Below are 16070 nucleotides of genomic sequence, written 5' to 3' on the forward strand. Positions count from 1 at the left end.
GCGAATTTTTCATTTACTACGATGAAATACGCGATTCATTTCACGAAGATCCAGAAAAAAGCCCGCATCTTCTGAAGAGGATGCGGGCCTGGGCGGAATCAGCCGCGGGCTTCTCGCCAGTAGCCGATGAGCGTGAGGTAGTTGCGTTTCACTTCGTTAATCAGCGCCTCGTCGCTGAGCTCTCCCTGCATCCAGCGCCGTGAAGGCTGGCCAAAAATGGTGCGTCCTACGGCAAAACCTTTGATCATCGGATGCTTCGCCGCTTCGGCAAAACCGGCGCGCAGACGGTCCGAAGGGGCGTCCAGGCCGAGGATTAAGATCCCGCGGCACCAGCTATCTTCGCGCGCGATCAGTTTGCCAATCCTTTCCCATTCCGCGCTCGACAGCGGCGGCAGCTTCCACCAGTCCGGCTGGATGCCCAGCTGATAGAAGTGCTCCAGCATGTCGTGGTAGTGGCGTTCATCTTTATCCGGGCCGTTTTCCGGCAGGATGATTTCCAGCAGCAGCTCATGCCCGGACTTGTTGCACGCCTGCCAGACCTCCAGCAGCAGCGCATCCTGTTCGGCGCGCAGCTCGGCCGGATCGGCCGGATGATAGAAGACCAGGCATTTCACCACGTGCTCCAGCGGCCAGTCGATCAGTTGGGAACCGATGTTGCCGTGTTCCAGACGCAGCGGGCGCGAGCTCGGCATTTCAATCGGTCGACCAATCCACCAGCCCTTGCCGGTGATGGCATTGAGCGAGCGCTGGCCGTAGGTGCCATCGGCGAGGATGCCGCTGCGACCGTCAAGACCGGCTTCGTCTGCGGCGGCTTCCGCGGCCGCCAGCAGCAGCAGCTTCAGCTGCGGAATGCAGGATTCATCACGCCCGGTTTCCAACGCCAGATCTGCCAGCTGTTTACGGTGGTCAAAGGCGAAAATGCACAGCTCCGGCCACGCCTGGCGGCGGCTGGTGACGCGATGGAGATGGTTGAGACGATCGTCGATATCCGGACGCGGCACCGATTCTGCCCGCGACAGATAGTCGTCAAGCTCGGCTTTGGTCGGCATTGCGGGCGCGCAGCCGTGGCGTGAAACCACCAGCGCGCCGCAGGCGTTAGCGTAGCGGCAGGCCTGCTCCCAGCCTTCATCGTTAAGCCAGCCGCGCAGCAGCCCGGACATAAAGGCATCGCCCGCGCCCAGGACGTTAAGCACGTCTACGCGTACGCCCTGCTGCAGCGGCACGCTATCCCAGCTGTCGGGAATAGCGCCTTCCAGCACCACGCAGCCCATCGGACCGCGCTTGCAAACCAGCGTCGCTTTCGTGGCGTTACGCACGTTTTTCAGCGCGGTCAGGGTATCGGTGCTGCCGCCGGCAATATGAAACTCCTCTTCTGTCCCCACCACTAAATCGAACAGATGCAGGACTTCCTGCAGCTGGCTGGTCACCTGGCCGGACTCAATGAAACGCGTTTCACCGTCGCCTAAAGACGTTAACCCCCAAAGCACCGGACGATAGTCTATATCCAGCGCGGTACGCAGGCCGTGACGGCGGGCGTACTCCAGCGCCTTCAGCACCGCTTCGCGCGTGTTGGCGTGCGAAAGGTGGGTGCCGGTTACCGCCAGCGCCCGGGAAGAGGCGATGTACTCTTCCTTAATATCTTCTGGCGAAAGGGCCATATCGGCGCAGTTATCGCGGTAAAAAATCAGCGGAAACGTCTCCTGATCTTTAATCCCCAGCATCACTAACGCCGTCAGGCGCTGCTTATCGGTGATCAGATATTCGGTATCGACGCCGGCGCGGCTCAGGGTTTCGCGTAGAAAACGACCATTATGCTCATCGCCCACGCGAGCGAGCATTGCCGATTTTAATCCCTGAATGGCGGTGCCGAAGGCGACGTTGCCGGAAGAGCCACCCAGGTATTTAGAAAAACTGGCGACATCTTCCAGCCTCGCGCCAATCTGCTGGGCATAGAGATCGACTGCCACCCGGCCAATACAGATGACGTCGAGTCGCTTTACTGCTGCATTCATAGCTAGGGTTTCCTTTTGCATTTCTGCTGTACGGAAGAGTCGGGATACCGACAGCGTCTCCGAAAACAGCCTGAGGGTTATTGGTTATCTCTAGTTTGAGAAATAAATATTTCATTTGCAAACTAGATCGAAATTAAAAAACCAAAAATGTGAGGGATATACCACTATGCCGCGCTGAGCCTCATTCTGCCTCGGATCCTGGGCTGCGGCTGAAAGTTGAACCAGAGTCCGTTTAGATGCGGTCTTTACCTATGATTTTTAAGGGGATATTAAGAGGTGGGCCGCGTAATTTGCGCGTTATCCCGTATACAGGATGCGAATGAAACGGGTGAAATGCATAGAGAGTTTGATCGCTCTCGCAAAATGAAATATTTCTTCTGTATTTCTATTTAATGAAAAAAATGTTTGCCTATAATCCAGAAGTATTCCAGTGACGTTAACGATTTCCCTGACTCATCGCTGTATCGCTGGGCAGGGCAAAACGCGAACCCACACGCAAATACTGAACAATAAGGATTGGGCAACATGGGCAAACTGAGACTGACAATGGCGCAGGCGCTGGTGAAGTTCCTGGATAACCAGTACCTGGAAGTCGATGGCGAAGAGCATAAGTTCGTCAAAGGCATCTTTGCTATCTTTGGCCACGGCAACGTGCTGGGAATGGGTCAGGCCCTTGAACAAGATAGCGGTGAAATGCGGGTCTATCAGGGGCGTAACGAGCAAGGGATGGCGCATGTCGCCACCGGTTTTGCCAGACAGTCCCTGCGTCGTCAGATTATTGCCTGCACCTCCTCCATTGGCCCCGGCGCGGCGAACATGATTACCGCTGCCGCCACCGCGACCGCCAACCGCATCCCGCTGCTGCTGCTGCCGGGCGATGTGTTTGCGACCCGCCAGCCTGACCCGGTGCTGCAGCAAATCGAACAGAGCCACGATCTCAGCATTACCACTAACGACGCGTTTCGCGCGGTGAGTAAATACTGGGATCGCATCACCCGTCCGGAACAGCTGATGAGCGCCTGCATCAACGCCATGCGCGTATTGACCGACCCGGCGGAAACCGGTGCGGTCACGCTCTGTCTGCCGCAGGATGTCCAGGGCGAAGCCTGGGATTATCCGGAATCCTTCTTTACCCGCCGGGTACACCGCCTTGATCGCCGTCCGGCCAGCGCCGCGCAGCTGGCGGATGCCGTGGCGGCGATTAAAGCCAGCCGTAAGCCGCTGATCGTTTGCGGCGGCGGGGTGAAATACTCCGGCGCCGGCGAGGCGTTGACCCGTTTTGCCGAGCGCTACGGCGTGCCGTTTGCCGAAACCCAGGCGGGTAAAGGCAGCGTTGTCTCTTCGCATCCGTATAACGTGGGCGGCGTCGGCGAAACCGGCTGCCTGGCGGCGAACCTGCTGGCGAAAGAGGCGGATCTGGTCATCGGTCTCGGCACGCGTTTCAGCGATTTCACCACCTCGTCAAAATGGATTTTCCAGCACCCGGGCGTGCGCTTCCTCAATATTAACGTCAGCAACTTCGACGCCTGGAAGCTGGATGGGATTCCGATGCTGGCGGATGCCCGCGAAGCCCTCACCGCCCTCGATGACGCCCTGTCCGGCGAATCCTGGCAGGCTGGCTGGGGCGAGCAGATTGAAAGCGTACAGAGCCGCCAGCTGAAAGAGACCCAGCGCGTTTACCAGGCGGTGTGGCAGGAAACCGCTTTCGTCCCGGAAATCGACGACCATCTGGATCGGGAATCGGTGTATCGCGAATTTCGTCAGATAACCGACTCCACCCTGACGCAAAGCAGCGTCCTTGGCGTACTCAACGAAACGCTGCCGGCGGATGCGGTGATTGTGGCGGCGGCGGGTAGCCTGCCGGGAGACCTGCAGCGCGTCTGGCGCAACCGGGCCACCAACACCTATCACGTGGAATACGGCTACTCCTGCATGGGGTACGAAGTCAGCGCCGCGCTGGGCGTGAAGTTAGCCCAACCGCAAAGCGAGGTCTATTCGCTGGTCGGCGACGGCTCGTTCATGATGCTGCACTCCGAGCTGGTGACCTCCCTGCAGGAGCGCGCGAAGATCAACATCGTGCTGCTCGACAACATGGCCAACGGCTGCATTAACAACCTGCAGATGGAGCACGGTATGGACAGCTTCGGCACCGAGTTCCGCTTCCGCTGCGCCGAATCGGGCCAGCTGCAGGGCGGCCTGGTGCCGGTAGATTTCGCCACCGTCGCTGCCGGCTACGGCTGCAAAACCTGGCGCGTCACGACGCTAGAAGAACTACGCCACGCGCTGGACGCCGCACGCCGCGAAACCGTCAGCACCCTGATAGACATTAAAGTGCTGCCGAAAACCATGGTGCACAAATACGGCAGCTGGTGGAACGTCGGCGTCGCGCAGTCTGCGCTCTCCGAGCGGATCCGCAAGGTGGCGCAAATGATCAATGAAAAACGCGCTCAGGCGCGGGATTACTAAAACAGAACACAAACCCTGAACCCTACAAATCTCGGGAGAAAACCAACTATGTCACTCAAATTAGGTGTCATCGGTGCCGGCGCTATCGGTAAAGAGCATATCCGTCGTTGCACTCAGGTACTGCAGGGAGCCACGGTAGTGGCGGTTTCGGATATCAACGAAGAGAACGCCCGCGCCGCGGTTGCGCTGCCGGGCGTGCACGCCGAAGTGTACGCCGACGGTCATGACGTGATTAAGGCCAGCGACGTGGACGCTATTCTGGTCACCTCATGGGACCCCACCCACGAAGAGTACACCCTGGCCGCCATCGCCGCCGGGAAGCCGGTGTTCTGCGAGAAGCCGCTGGCGATGAGCGCGGAAGGCTGCCGCCGCATCGTTGATGCGGAAATGAAGGCCGGTCGCCGCCTGGTGCAGGTTGGATTTATGCGCCCTTACGACGAAGGCTATCTGGCGCTGAAAAAAGTGATCGATGACGGCGATATCGGCGCGCCGCTGATGCTGCGCTGCGCGCACCGCAACCAGTCGGTGGGTGAGGATTACATCACCAACATGGCGATCACCAACACCCTGATTCACGAACTGGACGTTCTGCGCTGGCTGCTGAATGACGACTATGTTTCCGTGCAGGTGCGCTTCCCGCGCTCCACGTCCCACACCCACGCGCGCCTGAAAGACCCGCAGATCGTGTCGTTTGAAACCAAAAAAGGCACGCTGATCGACGTGGAAGTCTTCGTGAACTGCCAGTACGGCTACGACATCCAGTGTGAAGTGGTAGGGGAAACCGGGATTGCCCGCCTGCCTGAGCCGTCGGCTGTGCAGATGCGCAAAGCCGCTAACCTGTCGACCGCTATCCTGACCGACTGGAAGGATCGCTTTATCAAAGCGTATGACGTTGAACTACAGGCCTTTATCAATGATGTTCAGGCCGGCCAGCTGCACGGCCCATCGGCGTGGGATGGCTACGCGGCGTCCGTTGCTGCCGACGCCTGTATCAAAGCCCAGGAAACCAGCGAGCCGGTTGAGGTGACGCTGCCGGAATGCCCGGCATTCTACAAACGTTAATCCCGCTTTGCTGACGGAACTTCTTTGCACAGGTAACGACGATGAAAATTGCTTTTGACGTTGATGTCATTAAAGACCTCGGGGTAACCCGAATGGTCCATCAGGTGGCGGAGTGGGGCTACAAGTACATTGAGCAATCGCCGCACCCGCAGATCAACCCGTTCTACAAGCACCCGCGCGCCAGCCGGGAAATTATGGCTGAGTACAAGCAGGCGCTGCGCGATACCGGCGTGGAGCTCTCCTCGTTTATCTGCGTCTACCGCTGGTCCGGTCCGGATGAGCTGCGCCGTCAGGCGGCAGTAAAAAACTGGAAACGGCTGATCGAAATCGCGGTTGAAATGGGTGTACAGGTGATCAACACCGAGTTCTCCGGCGATCCTAACCAGCCGGAGATTTGCGATGAGATGTTCTATCGCTCCATGGAAGAGCTGCTGCCAATTTTTGAGCGCGAAGGCATCCGCGTTGAAATTCAGGCACATCCGTGGGACTTCTGCGAAGAGAACAACGAAACCGTCGATATCGTGAAGTCGTTCCGCAGCGATAACGTTAAGTACGTTTACAGCGTCCCGCACACCTTCTTCTATGACAAAGGCGTGGGCGACGTTGAGAAGATGCTGCGCTACGCGGGAAGCGATCTCTCCCATGTGCTGATCGCGGATACCCGCAACCATACAAAACACTGCCGCTATATTGTTAACCCACCGGGCGTAGATGCCGTCGTTCACCAGCACGTGGGCGTCGGAGAAGGGGATGTTGATTTCGACGCGCTGTTCCGCACCCTGCGCGATATGAAATTTGCCGAGCAGACCTTCAAGGTCGGCGGTGAGCCGATTGTGGCCACCTCGCTGTTCGGCTACCCGGAAAAAATGAAATACCAGGCAGTGGAAACCCGTGAACTCATCGAACGTGAATTGCTGCGCCGGTAAGGCGCAGCGGCAGGAGCCCCCTACTATGAACAAAGATAACGTAAAACTGGCTATCGCCCCGATTGGCTGGACTAACGACGATATGCCGGAGCTGGGCAGCGAGAATACTTTCCAGCAAATCGTCAGCGAAATGGCGCTGGCGGGCTTTACCGGCAGCGAAGTCGGCAGCAAATATCCACGCGATCCGGCGGTTCTCAAGCCGATGCTGGATATCCGCGGCATTCAGATTTGCAACGCCTGGTTCAGCACCTTTTTTGCTAACGGCCAGCGGGAAAAGACCATTGATGAATTCGTTAACCACATGAATTTCCTGCATGCTATGGGCGCGAAAGTGATCGGCTGCTCTGAGCAGAGCGGTAGCATCCAGGGGCTGGAAAAGCCCATCCTGGAGAATGCGAAACCGTGCTTTAGCGAAGAAGAGTGGCAGCGGGTGGCGGAAGGCTATAACACCCTCGGTCGCCTGGCGGCGGAAAAGGGCATGCAGGTTTGTCTGCACCACCATATGGGCACCGGTATCCAGACGACGGCAGAGATCGACAAGTTTATGTCGCTGGTGGATGACAAAGTCTTCCTGCTCTACGACACCGGACACGCCTGGTATTCCGAAGGCGGCGAAGAGCCGATGCTGGCGATTCTGAAAAAATATCTGCCGCGCATTAACCACGTGCACCTGAAAGACGTGCGTCCGCCGGTGATCGAGCAAGTGCGTCGCGAAGGGCTCTCCTTCCTGGACGGCGTGAAGAAGGGGACCTTCACCGTGCCGGGCGACGGCGTCATTGATTTCCGTCCGGTGTTCAAGCTGCTGGACGAGCATGGTTATAAAGGCTGGATGGTGGTTGAGGCCGAGCAGGATCCGGCGCTGGCCAACCCATTCGAATACGCCGTAAAAGCGCGCAAATATATCCGCGAGACGGCAGGAATCTAATCGTTGTTTTATTTTCAGGCCATACGTCGTATGGCCTGCTTTTTTTACCCCATCACTCAGCAGTAGCTCAAGACGTAGAACGAAAACAACACGTCGGTGAGGCCTCAGCCTCTGCATTCAGACTAGAGCAAATCTTCCCTCAAACAAGGCGGGTTACTGGAGTCTATTATGTCTAAGGAACAATATCTTACACTCAATAAAGCGTCGGGACCGAATAGCGAGACCCCGACAACGCCCTTTGTAAAAGTTGTCGCCCTGATCGCGACGCTTGGCGGTTTACTTTTTGGCTATGATACCGGGGTGATTTCCGGTGCCTTACTCTTTATGGGCACCGAGCTTCATCTTACTCCCTTTACCACCGGTCTGGTCACCAGCTCGCTGCTATTCGGCGCCGCCTTTGGCGCGCTGCTTTCTGGCAATCTGGCGAATGCAGCGGGCAGAAAGAAAATTATTCTGTGGCTGGCGGTGCTTTTTGCCATCGGCGCGATAGGCACCTCTATGGCGCCGGACGTTAACTGGATGATTTTCTTTCGCCTTATTCTCGGCGTGGCGGTCGGCGGGGCGGCGGCCACCGTACCGGTCTATATTGCCGAGATAGCTCCCGCGAATAAGCGCGGACAGCTGGTTACTTTGCAGGAGCTGATGATCGTATCCGGTCAGCTGCTGGCCTATATTTCTAATGCCACGTTCCATGAAGTCTGGGGCGGGGAAAGCACCTGGCGCTGGATGCTGGCGGTGGCGACGCTACCCGCCGTGCTGCTCTGGTTTGGCATGATGTTTATGCCGGATTCACCGCGCTGGTACGCGATGAAAGGGCGCCTGGCGGAAGCCCGTCGCGTGCTTGAGCGCACCCGGCATAAAGATGATGTTGAGTGGGAGCTGCTGGAGATCACCGAAACGCTGGATGAGCAGCGCAATCTCGGTAAGCCCCGGTTCAGCGAGATTATGACCCCGTGGTTGTTCAAGCTGTTTATGATCGGTATTGGTATAGCGGTTATCCAACAGCTTACCGGTGTAAATACCATTATGTACTATGCCCCCACGGTGCTGACCTCGGTTGGTATGACTGATAATGCCGCGCTGTTTGCCACTATCGCCAACGGCGTAGTCTCCGTATTGATGACATTCGTTGGCATCTGGATGCTTGGCAAAATTGGCCGTCGCCCGATGACCATGATTGGTCAGTTTGGCTGCACCGCTTGCCTGGTCTTTATCGGTGCGGTCAGCTATCTGCTGCCGGAGACGGTTAACGGCCAGCCTGATGCGCTGCGCGCCTATATGGTTCTGGCAGGGATGTTACTGTTTCTGAGCTTTCAGCAGGGGGCGCTATCGCCAGTGACCTGGCTGCTCATGTCGGAAATATTTCCAACCCGCCTGCGCGGTATTTTTATGGGGGGGGCGGTATTTTCAATGTGGATTGCCAACTTCCTGATCTCCCTGTTCTTCCCGATACTGCTGGCGTGGTTAGGGCTTTCAGGCACCTTCTTTATCTTCGCCGGTATTGGCGTATTTGGCGCGATATTCGTAATTAAATGCGTACCGGAAACCCGCCACCGTAGTCTTGAACAAATCGAGCACTATCTGCGGGATAAGCTGGACACCAGTGAAGAAGGGCAGGCCGCCAGGGCCCGGCGAATAATGGCTGAATCGCAGGCGGATAAAGTGTAACGCTGATTGCCAACGGTATCTGCAATGCTGGAGCGGTGCTCAGCGGTCTGCACGGTCCGGGCTAACGAGCCGTATCGAACGATCCCCTCCCCTTGAAAAGGGGGAGGGGGCACACTGCTTCCGTACGGTATTGCAGAAGATACCTCAGCTATCTGCGGGGATAGTGAGGGAAAGGCCTACTTCACTTCCGCCAGCGCGGTCTTATCGACGTAGGGCTTCATCAGCGCATCGGCCTCCTTCTGCGCCGCCTGCACCGCGGCTTCCGGGGTGACTTTGGCATCGTTGACCACCGCGGCCAGCTGGTTTTCCATCGCTTTACGCACGGCAACGGTCTCCCAAGTGGAGTACCACGGATGGGCATACTTCAGCTGTTCGAGGGCGATAGCCGCGCGCGGATCCTGCTGCAGATACGCCTTCATTTCCGGCGTATCGTAGGCGGCCTTACGCGGGGAGAAGTAGCCGGTAAAGCGGCTCCAGGCGCCGTTGACCTGCGGGCTCACCAGATACGTCAGGAACTGATACGCCGCTTTTTTCTGCGCGTCGTTGATGCCCTTGAAGCTCACCAGGCTGGCGCCGCCGATCGGTACCGCGCGCTGCTCTTTGGCCGGCAGCATCGCCACGCCCAGCTCAAAATCTTTGCTGTTCTCGCGCATAAAGCCCAGCGCGCCGGTGCTCAGCATCGCCATCCCGACTTTGCCGGAGAAGAAGCTGGCGCCGATCTGTTTCGAATTCAGCACGCCGGAAGGCATGACTTTGTCTTTATAGACCAGGTTCTGCCAGAAGCGCAGGGCGCCGATGGTGGTTGGCGTGTTGTAATAGACTTCGCCCGGATAGTCCTCGTTAAAGTATTTTCCGCCGTTGGCGCGCACCAGCGCCGAGAAGATCCAGCCGCCGTAATCATCGTTGGTCGACGGCAGCATGATCCCCCACTGGCCTTTGCTTTCGTCGGTCAGCTTTCTGGCGTCCGCCAGCAGCTCGGCCCAGGTTTGCGGCGGCTGTTTGAGCCCGGCCCGATCGAACATCGTTTTGTTGTAGTAGAGGATCGGCGTCGAGTTATGGAACGGGATCGCATAGGTGGTGCCCATCACCTGGGCGTTTTTATGCATTGCGGGCCAGAAGGCCTTCACCAGGAAATCCCCCGCTTTTTGATCGCCATACTGGAACAGCTCGTCCATCGGCAGGATCTCATCCTTCAGCGCCAGATCGGTGGTGAAGTTAGCGGACATAATCACCAGCGCGGGCGGCTGCCCGGCCTTCTGCGCCGATTCGGCTTTGATCTTGGTGGTGTCGTAGTTGCCGGTAAAGATCCCGCGCACTTCGACATCCTGCTGCGACTCGTTGAATTGCTTAATGACGCGGGTCATCTCCATGGTCAGCTTGCCGTCCACCGGCGCCGGAAACATGAAGTCGATCTTCTCTTTCGCCAGCGCCGCGCCGCTCAGGGCAAGGCTGAGCCCAACCGCGAGAGCGGTGAGAGGTTTAAACATAGTTTGTCTCCATCAGTAAGCACCTGTCCACAGGCTATTTTATTTGCCAGTTTGGCCCTGGGCAGTGCTCAGACAAAACTCGTAGAGTTTTGAACACCCTCCAGGGTGGCCCGAAGGGGGAGCGTAGCGAATCATCCTCACGTACTACACGTACGCTCCGGTTCTTCCGCGCTGTCCGTGTCCAAACTGACTGCAACAATTACGCCTGATGTACCGGCGCTAAATTATGCTGTTTCTCAGCATGAAAAAGATGCACATCGGCAGGTGAAAAGCCGAGGATCAGCGAATCGCCTTTCTCCGGCACCGCGCCGCGATGGCGACGACTAAAGCGTAAGGTGCCGATGGGGGTGCTGACGTGGAGCAAATAATCGGCTCCCATCAGTTCTCGTTGCAGCACGGTGGCGGGCAGGCGCAGATGGCTCTCCTCCACGCGGTCGCTGATATGTTCCGGGCGAATGCCTAACCACACCCGGGATTCTTCACGGTAGCGCGGCGGCAGCGGATAGCGCAGCTCACCCAGTAATACCTCACCATCAGCGCAGGGCAGTGAGAGCAGATTCATCGCCGGAGATCCGATAAACCCGGCGACAAACAGGTTGGCCGGGTTGGCGTACAGATACTCCGGTCGCCCGACCTGCTGTACGTGGCCGCCGTTCATCACCACGATGCGGTCGGCCATCGACATCGCTTCCGTCTGGTCATGGGTGACGTAGACGGTGCTGGTTCTGAGCTGCTGGTGGAGATCCATAATGCTGTCGCGCACTTCGCTACGCAGGCGGGCGTCGAGGTTGGAGAGCGGCTCATCCATCAGGAACAGGCGCGGATTGCGCACAATCGCCCGCGCCATCGCCACCCGCTGCCGCTGGCCGCCGGAGAGCTTCGCCGGTTTGCGATCGAGCAGGGTATCCAGCTGCAGCATCTGCGCGACTTTATCCACCCGCGGCTGCCAGCTGGTCTTCTCCTCTTTGCGCACCTTCATGCCGAAGGTGATGTTGTCGCGCACCGACAGGTGTGGAAACAGCGCATAGTTCTGGAAGATCATCGCGAAGTTGCGCTCTCTGGGCGACATCTCGGTGATGTTCTCATCGTGCAGCCAGATCTCCCCCTCGCTGACCGGCTCCAGCCCGGCGAGCAGGCGCAGCAGGGTGCTTTTACCGCAGCCGGACGGACCCACCAGCACCACGAATTCCCCTTCGCGAATATCCAGCGACAGGGCGCTGAGGGCCGGTTTACCGTCAAACTGTTTACTGATGTTTTGCAGACTAAGCATGGCGTTTAGCAATCTTCCGTTGGGCAGCTGATATTTTCGTCGTACATCCACGGTCCGGCGTAGTGGGACAGAGGATGCTGATAGCTCACCCACTGCTCGTCGACCTGGCGATGCATCAGGCACGACGCCGGAGAGAGGTCGTAATACGGACGGGTATCTTCATGAAAATAGGGCACCTGGTGGACGGTTCCCGGGATGGTGGAGATGATGGCCTGGCGATACTGGGTCATGGTCAGGCTGTGGTTATGGCCGCAGAAAATGCGCGTCAGCGACGGGAAACGCTCAACCAACGCCAGCAGACGATGGCCGTTTTCGCAGGCGATAGGGTCCATCTGCGCGTTGCCCAGCGGCAGCGGCGGATGATGCATAAACACCGTCGCCGGTTTATCGCCGCCATCAAACAGCTGGGCTTCCAGCCACTTGATGGTTTCCTCGGTCAGCCAGCCTTTCGACGTACCCGCCCGGCTGGAGTCGATAAACAGCAGGCGAGTGGCAAAATCGTCTACCGCGTAGTGCATGTTTTGCGCGTCGCGGCCGAGCTGCGGGCACAGCGGATGCAGGTATTCCAGAAACAGCGTTTTATCGTCGTGGTTGCCGGGAATGAGATACAGCGGATAGTTCAGGCTGCCGAGGATCTGGCGGGCGACCTCATACTCTTCCGGGCGGCCGCAGTTGACGATATCGCCGCTCACCACCACCGCGTCCGGACGCTCCTGCAGGGCGTTCAGCTGGGAGACGACGTCGGCATTGGCGGCGTTGACGTCAATAAAGCCGTACAGCTTCTGGCCGCGGCTGCGGAAATGGGTATCGGAAATTTGCGCTAACAGCATGAAGAGCTCCTTATTTGATCCCGGAGAAGCCGAAGCTTCGCAGGAACTGTTTCTGGAAGAGGATGAACGCCAGCATCAGCGGCAGGCAGACCATCAGCGTGCCGGCGCCGATGATGCCCCACTGGCCGCCGGATTCTGCGCCCATGGCGAACGAGACCAGCCCCACGGTCAGCACCTGTTTGTCCGGGTCGTTCAGCATCATCAGCGGCCACAGATACTCGTTCCAGTGGTAGGTAATGCTGACGGTGGCGAAGGCCAGCACCGACGGCCAGGACATCGGCAGCAGCACGCGGAACAGCACCTGCCACCAGCGACAGCCCTCCATCAGCGCCGCCTCTTCCAGCTCTTTGGGGATGGACAGAAACGCCTGACGCATCAGGAACACGCCGAACGCCGAGGTGAAGTAGGGCATCATTACCCCGGTGAGGGTGTTGAGCAGGCCGAAGGTTTTCAGGGTCAGCATGTTCGGCACCATCATCACCACCGGCATGATCATCAGCTGGACGAGGAACATCAGGAACAGCGTCTTCTTGCCGCGGAACTCGTGGCAGGCGAAGACGTAGCCGGCGGTGGTGATGGTCAACAGCTGCACGAAGAAGGTGCCGAAGGTGAAGATAAGGGTGTTGGCGTAGAGGCTCAGCCAGTCGGCGCTGGCCCAGGCATCGCGGAAGTTATCCAGCGTCAGCGGCATACGGGGCAGCAGGGAGGCCATATCCTCGCCGAAGGTCGTGGCGCTAAACGAGGTCGCCAGCATCCATAAAAACGGGCTCATCCACAACAGCGCCAGGCAGCACATTAATACCGTGAGCGTAAAGGGCTGCGAGCGGCGCAGGCGCAGCCAGAGCGGGCGCGATGCGCTGTGCGATCGCAGCGCCAGCGGCGAGATTTCAGCGCTCATAGTGCGCTCCTTTCTCCAGCAGTTTGAGGTTAATCAGCGAGAAAGCAAACAGCCCGGCCAGCGTCAGGAAGGTGGCGGCGGAAGCTTTACCTAAATCATGGGTGTCCCAGGCGAGGTTCTGGATGTAGTAGAGCAGCACGGTCGTGGCGTTATCCGGCCCGCCGCGGGTCATCACCGCCACGTGGTCGATCTGGGTGATGGAGTAGATCAGCGCCGTGGTTATTACAAAGCTCAGGGTCGGGCGCAGCAGCGGCAGCGTGACCTTAAAGAACACCTGCGTGCGGGTGGCGCCTTCCATTATCGCCGCTTCGCGCGTGGAGGCCGGAATGCTTTGCAGCCCGGCGAGGAAAAACAGCATGTAGTAACCGGCGAACTTCCACACGCCAATCAGCGCCAGCGCCAGCAGCGCGCTATTGCTGCGCCCCAGCCAGTTGTTGTTCATCGGGCCGAACAGCTTCGCCAGATAGTGGTCGAGCAGCCCAAGTCCGGGCATAAAGATAAACAGCCACAGCGCGGCGGCGCTGACCATCGGGATAATCATCGGGAAAAAGAACGCGGTGCGCAGCCAGCGGTTGACGCGGTGATTCTCGGTCAGGGCGACCGCCAGCAGCAGGGCGAGCGTTACGCCCGGTACCACCGTCAGCAGGATATAAAGCAGGTTATTCACCAGCGACTGCCAGAAGACGCTGTCGGCGAACAGACGACTAAAGTTCTCCAGCCCGACATACTGGCCGCCGTCGCTGACCATGCGGGTATCGAACAGGCTGTCATAGACCGATCGCCCGAGGGGAAACCAGGTAAACAGTAATAAAAACAGCAGGGAAGGCGACAGTATCAGCCAGGGAAGCCAGGTTTTTCTCATGGTGGCGGACGTCTCATTCAGGCGTTTGTAGAAGCCCGGATTGTGAGAAGGATTGACTGCAAACGTATGGCGGGGAGATGACGGTTTAATGACCAGGGAAACAAGCGCCGGGCAGATGGGCCGCCCGGCATCACCCCGGTCAGTGGCGTTCAGGCCGCGCGGCTGCAGCCTGAAGCATGACGAGGGTTGATCAGAAGTCGGCTTTCAGCACCACGCGGTAGCGGGCCTTGCCCTCGCGAACGTGCTTCAGCGCCTCGTTGATCTGCGACATCGGGAACAGCTCGGTGGTCGGCGCGACTTTGCTGCGTCCGGCGAATTTCATCAGCTTGCGCAGCTCGGCCGGGTTGCCGGTGGCCGAACCGGAGATGCTGCGGTCGCCGCCAATCAGGGTAAAAGCGGGGACCGGGAACGGCTTCATTACCGCCCCGACGGTGTGGAAGTTGCCGCCGTACGCCAGCGCTTCAAAGTACGGCTGCCAGTCGAGGTCGACGGCGACGGTATTGATAATCAGGTCGAACTGGCCGGCCAGCGCCTTTAAGGCTTCGGGATCGCGGCTGTTCACTACGCGATCGGCGCCCATTGCCAGCACTTCCTGCTCTTTCGCCGGATTGGAGCTAAAGGCGGTGACTTCCGCGCCCATCGCGTGCAGCAGCTTGATGGCGATATGGCCGAGGCCGCCAATGCCGATGACGCCGACGCGGCTGTTGGCCGTGACGTGATGCATCAGCAGCGGTTTGAAGACCGTGATGCCGCCGCAGAGCATCGGCCCGGCGGATTCAAGATCGACGTTTTCCGGCAGCGGGATCACCCATTGCCAGTCGGCGCGCAGCTTATCGGCGAAGCCGCCGCGGTTGATGATGGTGGGCACCGAGCCTTCCAGACAGTTCACGTGGTTGCCGCTGATACAGGCGTCGCAGTGGCCGCAGCTGCGCGCTGTCCAGCCAATGCCGACCTTCTGACCGACCTTCAGCCCTTTATCCTGTGCCGCGCTGCCCAGCGCCGCCACCCGGCCAATCACCTCGTGACCGGCCACCAGCGGATAGCTCGACATGCCCCATTCATTGTCGATCATCGACAGGTCGGAGTGGCAGATCCCGCAGTACTCCACCTGCACTTCGACATCTTCCGGCTTAAGGTCGCCGGCATCGTACTCCCACAGCGACAGATCGGCGCCCGCTTCTTTGGCGGCGTAACTTTTAATAGTGCTCATGACAGTTTCCTTGGGTTTGGCGTAGTTAAGAAGGAAGTGTAGAGCATGGGGCGAGGGGACGCCTGGCAGAAGGAGGGGGATGGGGGGTTATAGAGGAGGGCAAAATGTACCCTGAAGAGGCTAACACACTGAGCCGATGAAAAATTCATCACTTGGTGGCAGGTGAATGCAACGTTGCTTGCATGGCAGCGTATGACAGGTATAATCCAGAACGTTTTCCGTATCCTTTCCGTGCCGGAGTGGCGAAATCGGTAGACGCAGTTGATTCAAAATCAACCGTAGAAATACGTGCCGGTTCGAGTCCGGCCTTCGGCACCAAGTGATGCAAGAATTAGCTACCTAAGGGTGGCTTTTTTTGTAAGCAAAAAAATTCAGCGGTCAGCTTTACAGTCCTGTAAAAACTCCATCCATAAATTATGCATGCATAATACTCACTTGATTACTAACTTACTGT

The 16070-nt window shown here is 58.3% G+C and carries 12 protein-coding genes and 1 tRNA gene; 6 read left to right on the forward strand and 7 right to left on the reverse strand.

What is annotated here, in order from left to right:
- Positions 1–98: 98 nt before the first annotated feature.
- Positions 99–2012: a bifunctional 5-dehydro-2-deoxygluconokinase/5-dehydro-2-deoxyphosphogluconate aldolase gene (locus BJF97_RS03770; protein ID WP_014227681.1), complete on the reverse strand. Its 1914-nt coding sequence runs from the start codon at positions 2010–2012 to the stop codon at positions 99–101.
- Positions 2013–2537: 525 nt separating this feature from the next.
- Between BJF97_RS03770 and iolD the strand changes: the two genes are divergently transcribed.
- From iolD to BJF97_RS03795, 5 genes are all read left to right on the forward strand, one after another.
- Complete coding sequence (gene iolD, locus BJF97_RS03775; RefSeq protein ID WP_014227682.1) at positions 2538–4478, forward strand: 3D-(3,5/4)-trihydroxycyclohexane-1,2-dione acylhydrolase (decyclizing); 1941 nt, start codon at positions 2538–2540, stop codon at positions 4476–4478.
- A 48-nt stretch (positions 4479–4526) separates the two neighbouring features.
- On the forward strand, positions 4527–5540 hold the full coding sequence (locus BJF97_RS03780) for a Gfo/Idh/MocA family protein (protein WP_004098145.1): 1014 nt from the start codon (positions 4527–4529) through the stop codon (positions 5538–5540).
- A gap of 41 nt (positions 5541–5581) precedes the next feature.
- On the forward strand, positions 5582–6466 hold the full coding sequence (locus BJF97_RS03785) for a sugar phosphate isomerase/epimerase family protein (RefSeq protein WP_004098146.1): 885 nt from the start codon (positions 5582–5584) through the stop codon (positions 6464–6466).
- Between the two features lie 25 nt (positions 6467–6491).
- Entirely contained in the window at positions 6492–7391 is a 900-nt protein-coding gene (gene iolE / locus BJF97_RS03790) for a myo-inosose-2 dehydratase (RefSeq protein WP_004098147.1), read from the forward strand.
- Between the two features lie 168 nt (positions 7392–7559).
- A complete protein-coding gene (locus tag BJF97_RS03795; RefSeq protein ID WP_014227683.1) occupies positions 7560–9059 on the forward strand; it encodes a sugar porter family MFS transporter in 1500 nt (499 codons plus the stop codon).
- Positions 9060–9235: 176 nt separating this feature from the next.
- On the opposite strand, the gene BJF97_RS03800 is transcribed toward BJF97_RS03795, so the two are convergent.
- From BJF97_RS03800 to ahr, 6 genes are all read right to left on the reverse strand, one after another.
- Positions 9236–10546, reverse strand: coding sequence for an ABC transporter substrate-binding protein (locus tag BJF97_RS03800; protein ID WP_032694861.1), 1311 nt, complete (start codon positions 10544–10546; stop codon positions 9236–9238).
- 199 nt (positions 10547–10745) lie between these two features.
- Positions 10746–11816 carry an ABC transporter ATP-binding protein gene (locus tag BJF97_RS03805; RefSeq protein ID WP_032694862.1) on the reverse strand — a complete coding sequence of 357 codons (1071 nt, stop codon included), beginning with the start codon at positions 11814–11816 and terminating at the stop codon, positions 10746–10748.
- 5 nt (positions 11817–11821) lie between these two features.
- On the reverse strand, positions 11822–12646 hold the full coding sequence (locus tag BJF97_RS03810; RefSeq protein ID WP_032694863.1) for a phosphodiesterase: 825 nt from the start codon (positions 12644–12646) through the stop codon (positions 11822–11824).
- Between the two features lie 10 nt (positions 12647–12656).
- The gene (locus BJF97_RS03815; protein ID WP_032694864.1) at positions 12657–13544 is read right to left on the reverse strand and encodes a carbohydrate ABC transporter permease; all 888 of its coding nucleotides are present in this window, start codon (positions 13542–13544) and stop codon (positions 12657–12659) included.
- A complete protein-coding gene (locus BJF97_RS03820; protein ID WP_004128303.1) occupies positions 13534–14406 on the reverse strand; it encodes a carbohydrate ABC transporter permease in 873 nt (290 codons plus the stop codon). Before BJF97_RS03820 ends, BJF97_RS03815 begins: the two co-directional genes overlap by 11 nt.
- A gap of 190 nt (positions 14407–14596) precedes the next feature.
- Positions 14597–15616, reverse strand: a complete 1020-nt coding sequence (gene ahr, locus BJF97_RS03825; protein ID WP_004128305.1) for an NADPH-dependent aldehyde reductase Ahr — start codon at positions 15614–15616, stop codon at positions 14597–14599.
- Between the two features lie 233 nt (positions 15617–15849).
- Here ahr and BJF97_RS03830 point away from each other — a divergent pair.
- Positions 15850–15934: transfer RNA gene (locus tag BJF97_RS03830), tRNA-Leu, on the forward strand.
- Positions 15935–16070 lie beyond the last annotated feature (136 nt).

It is taken from the genome of Klebsiella sp. LTGPAF-6F, assembly GCF_001753185.1.
GTDB classification, from domain to species: Bacteria; Pseudomonadota; Gammaproteobacteria; order Enterobacterales; family Enterobacteriaceae; genus Klebsiella; species Klebsiella michiganensis.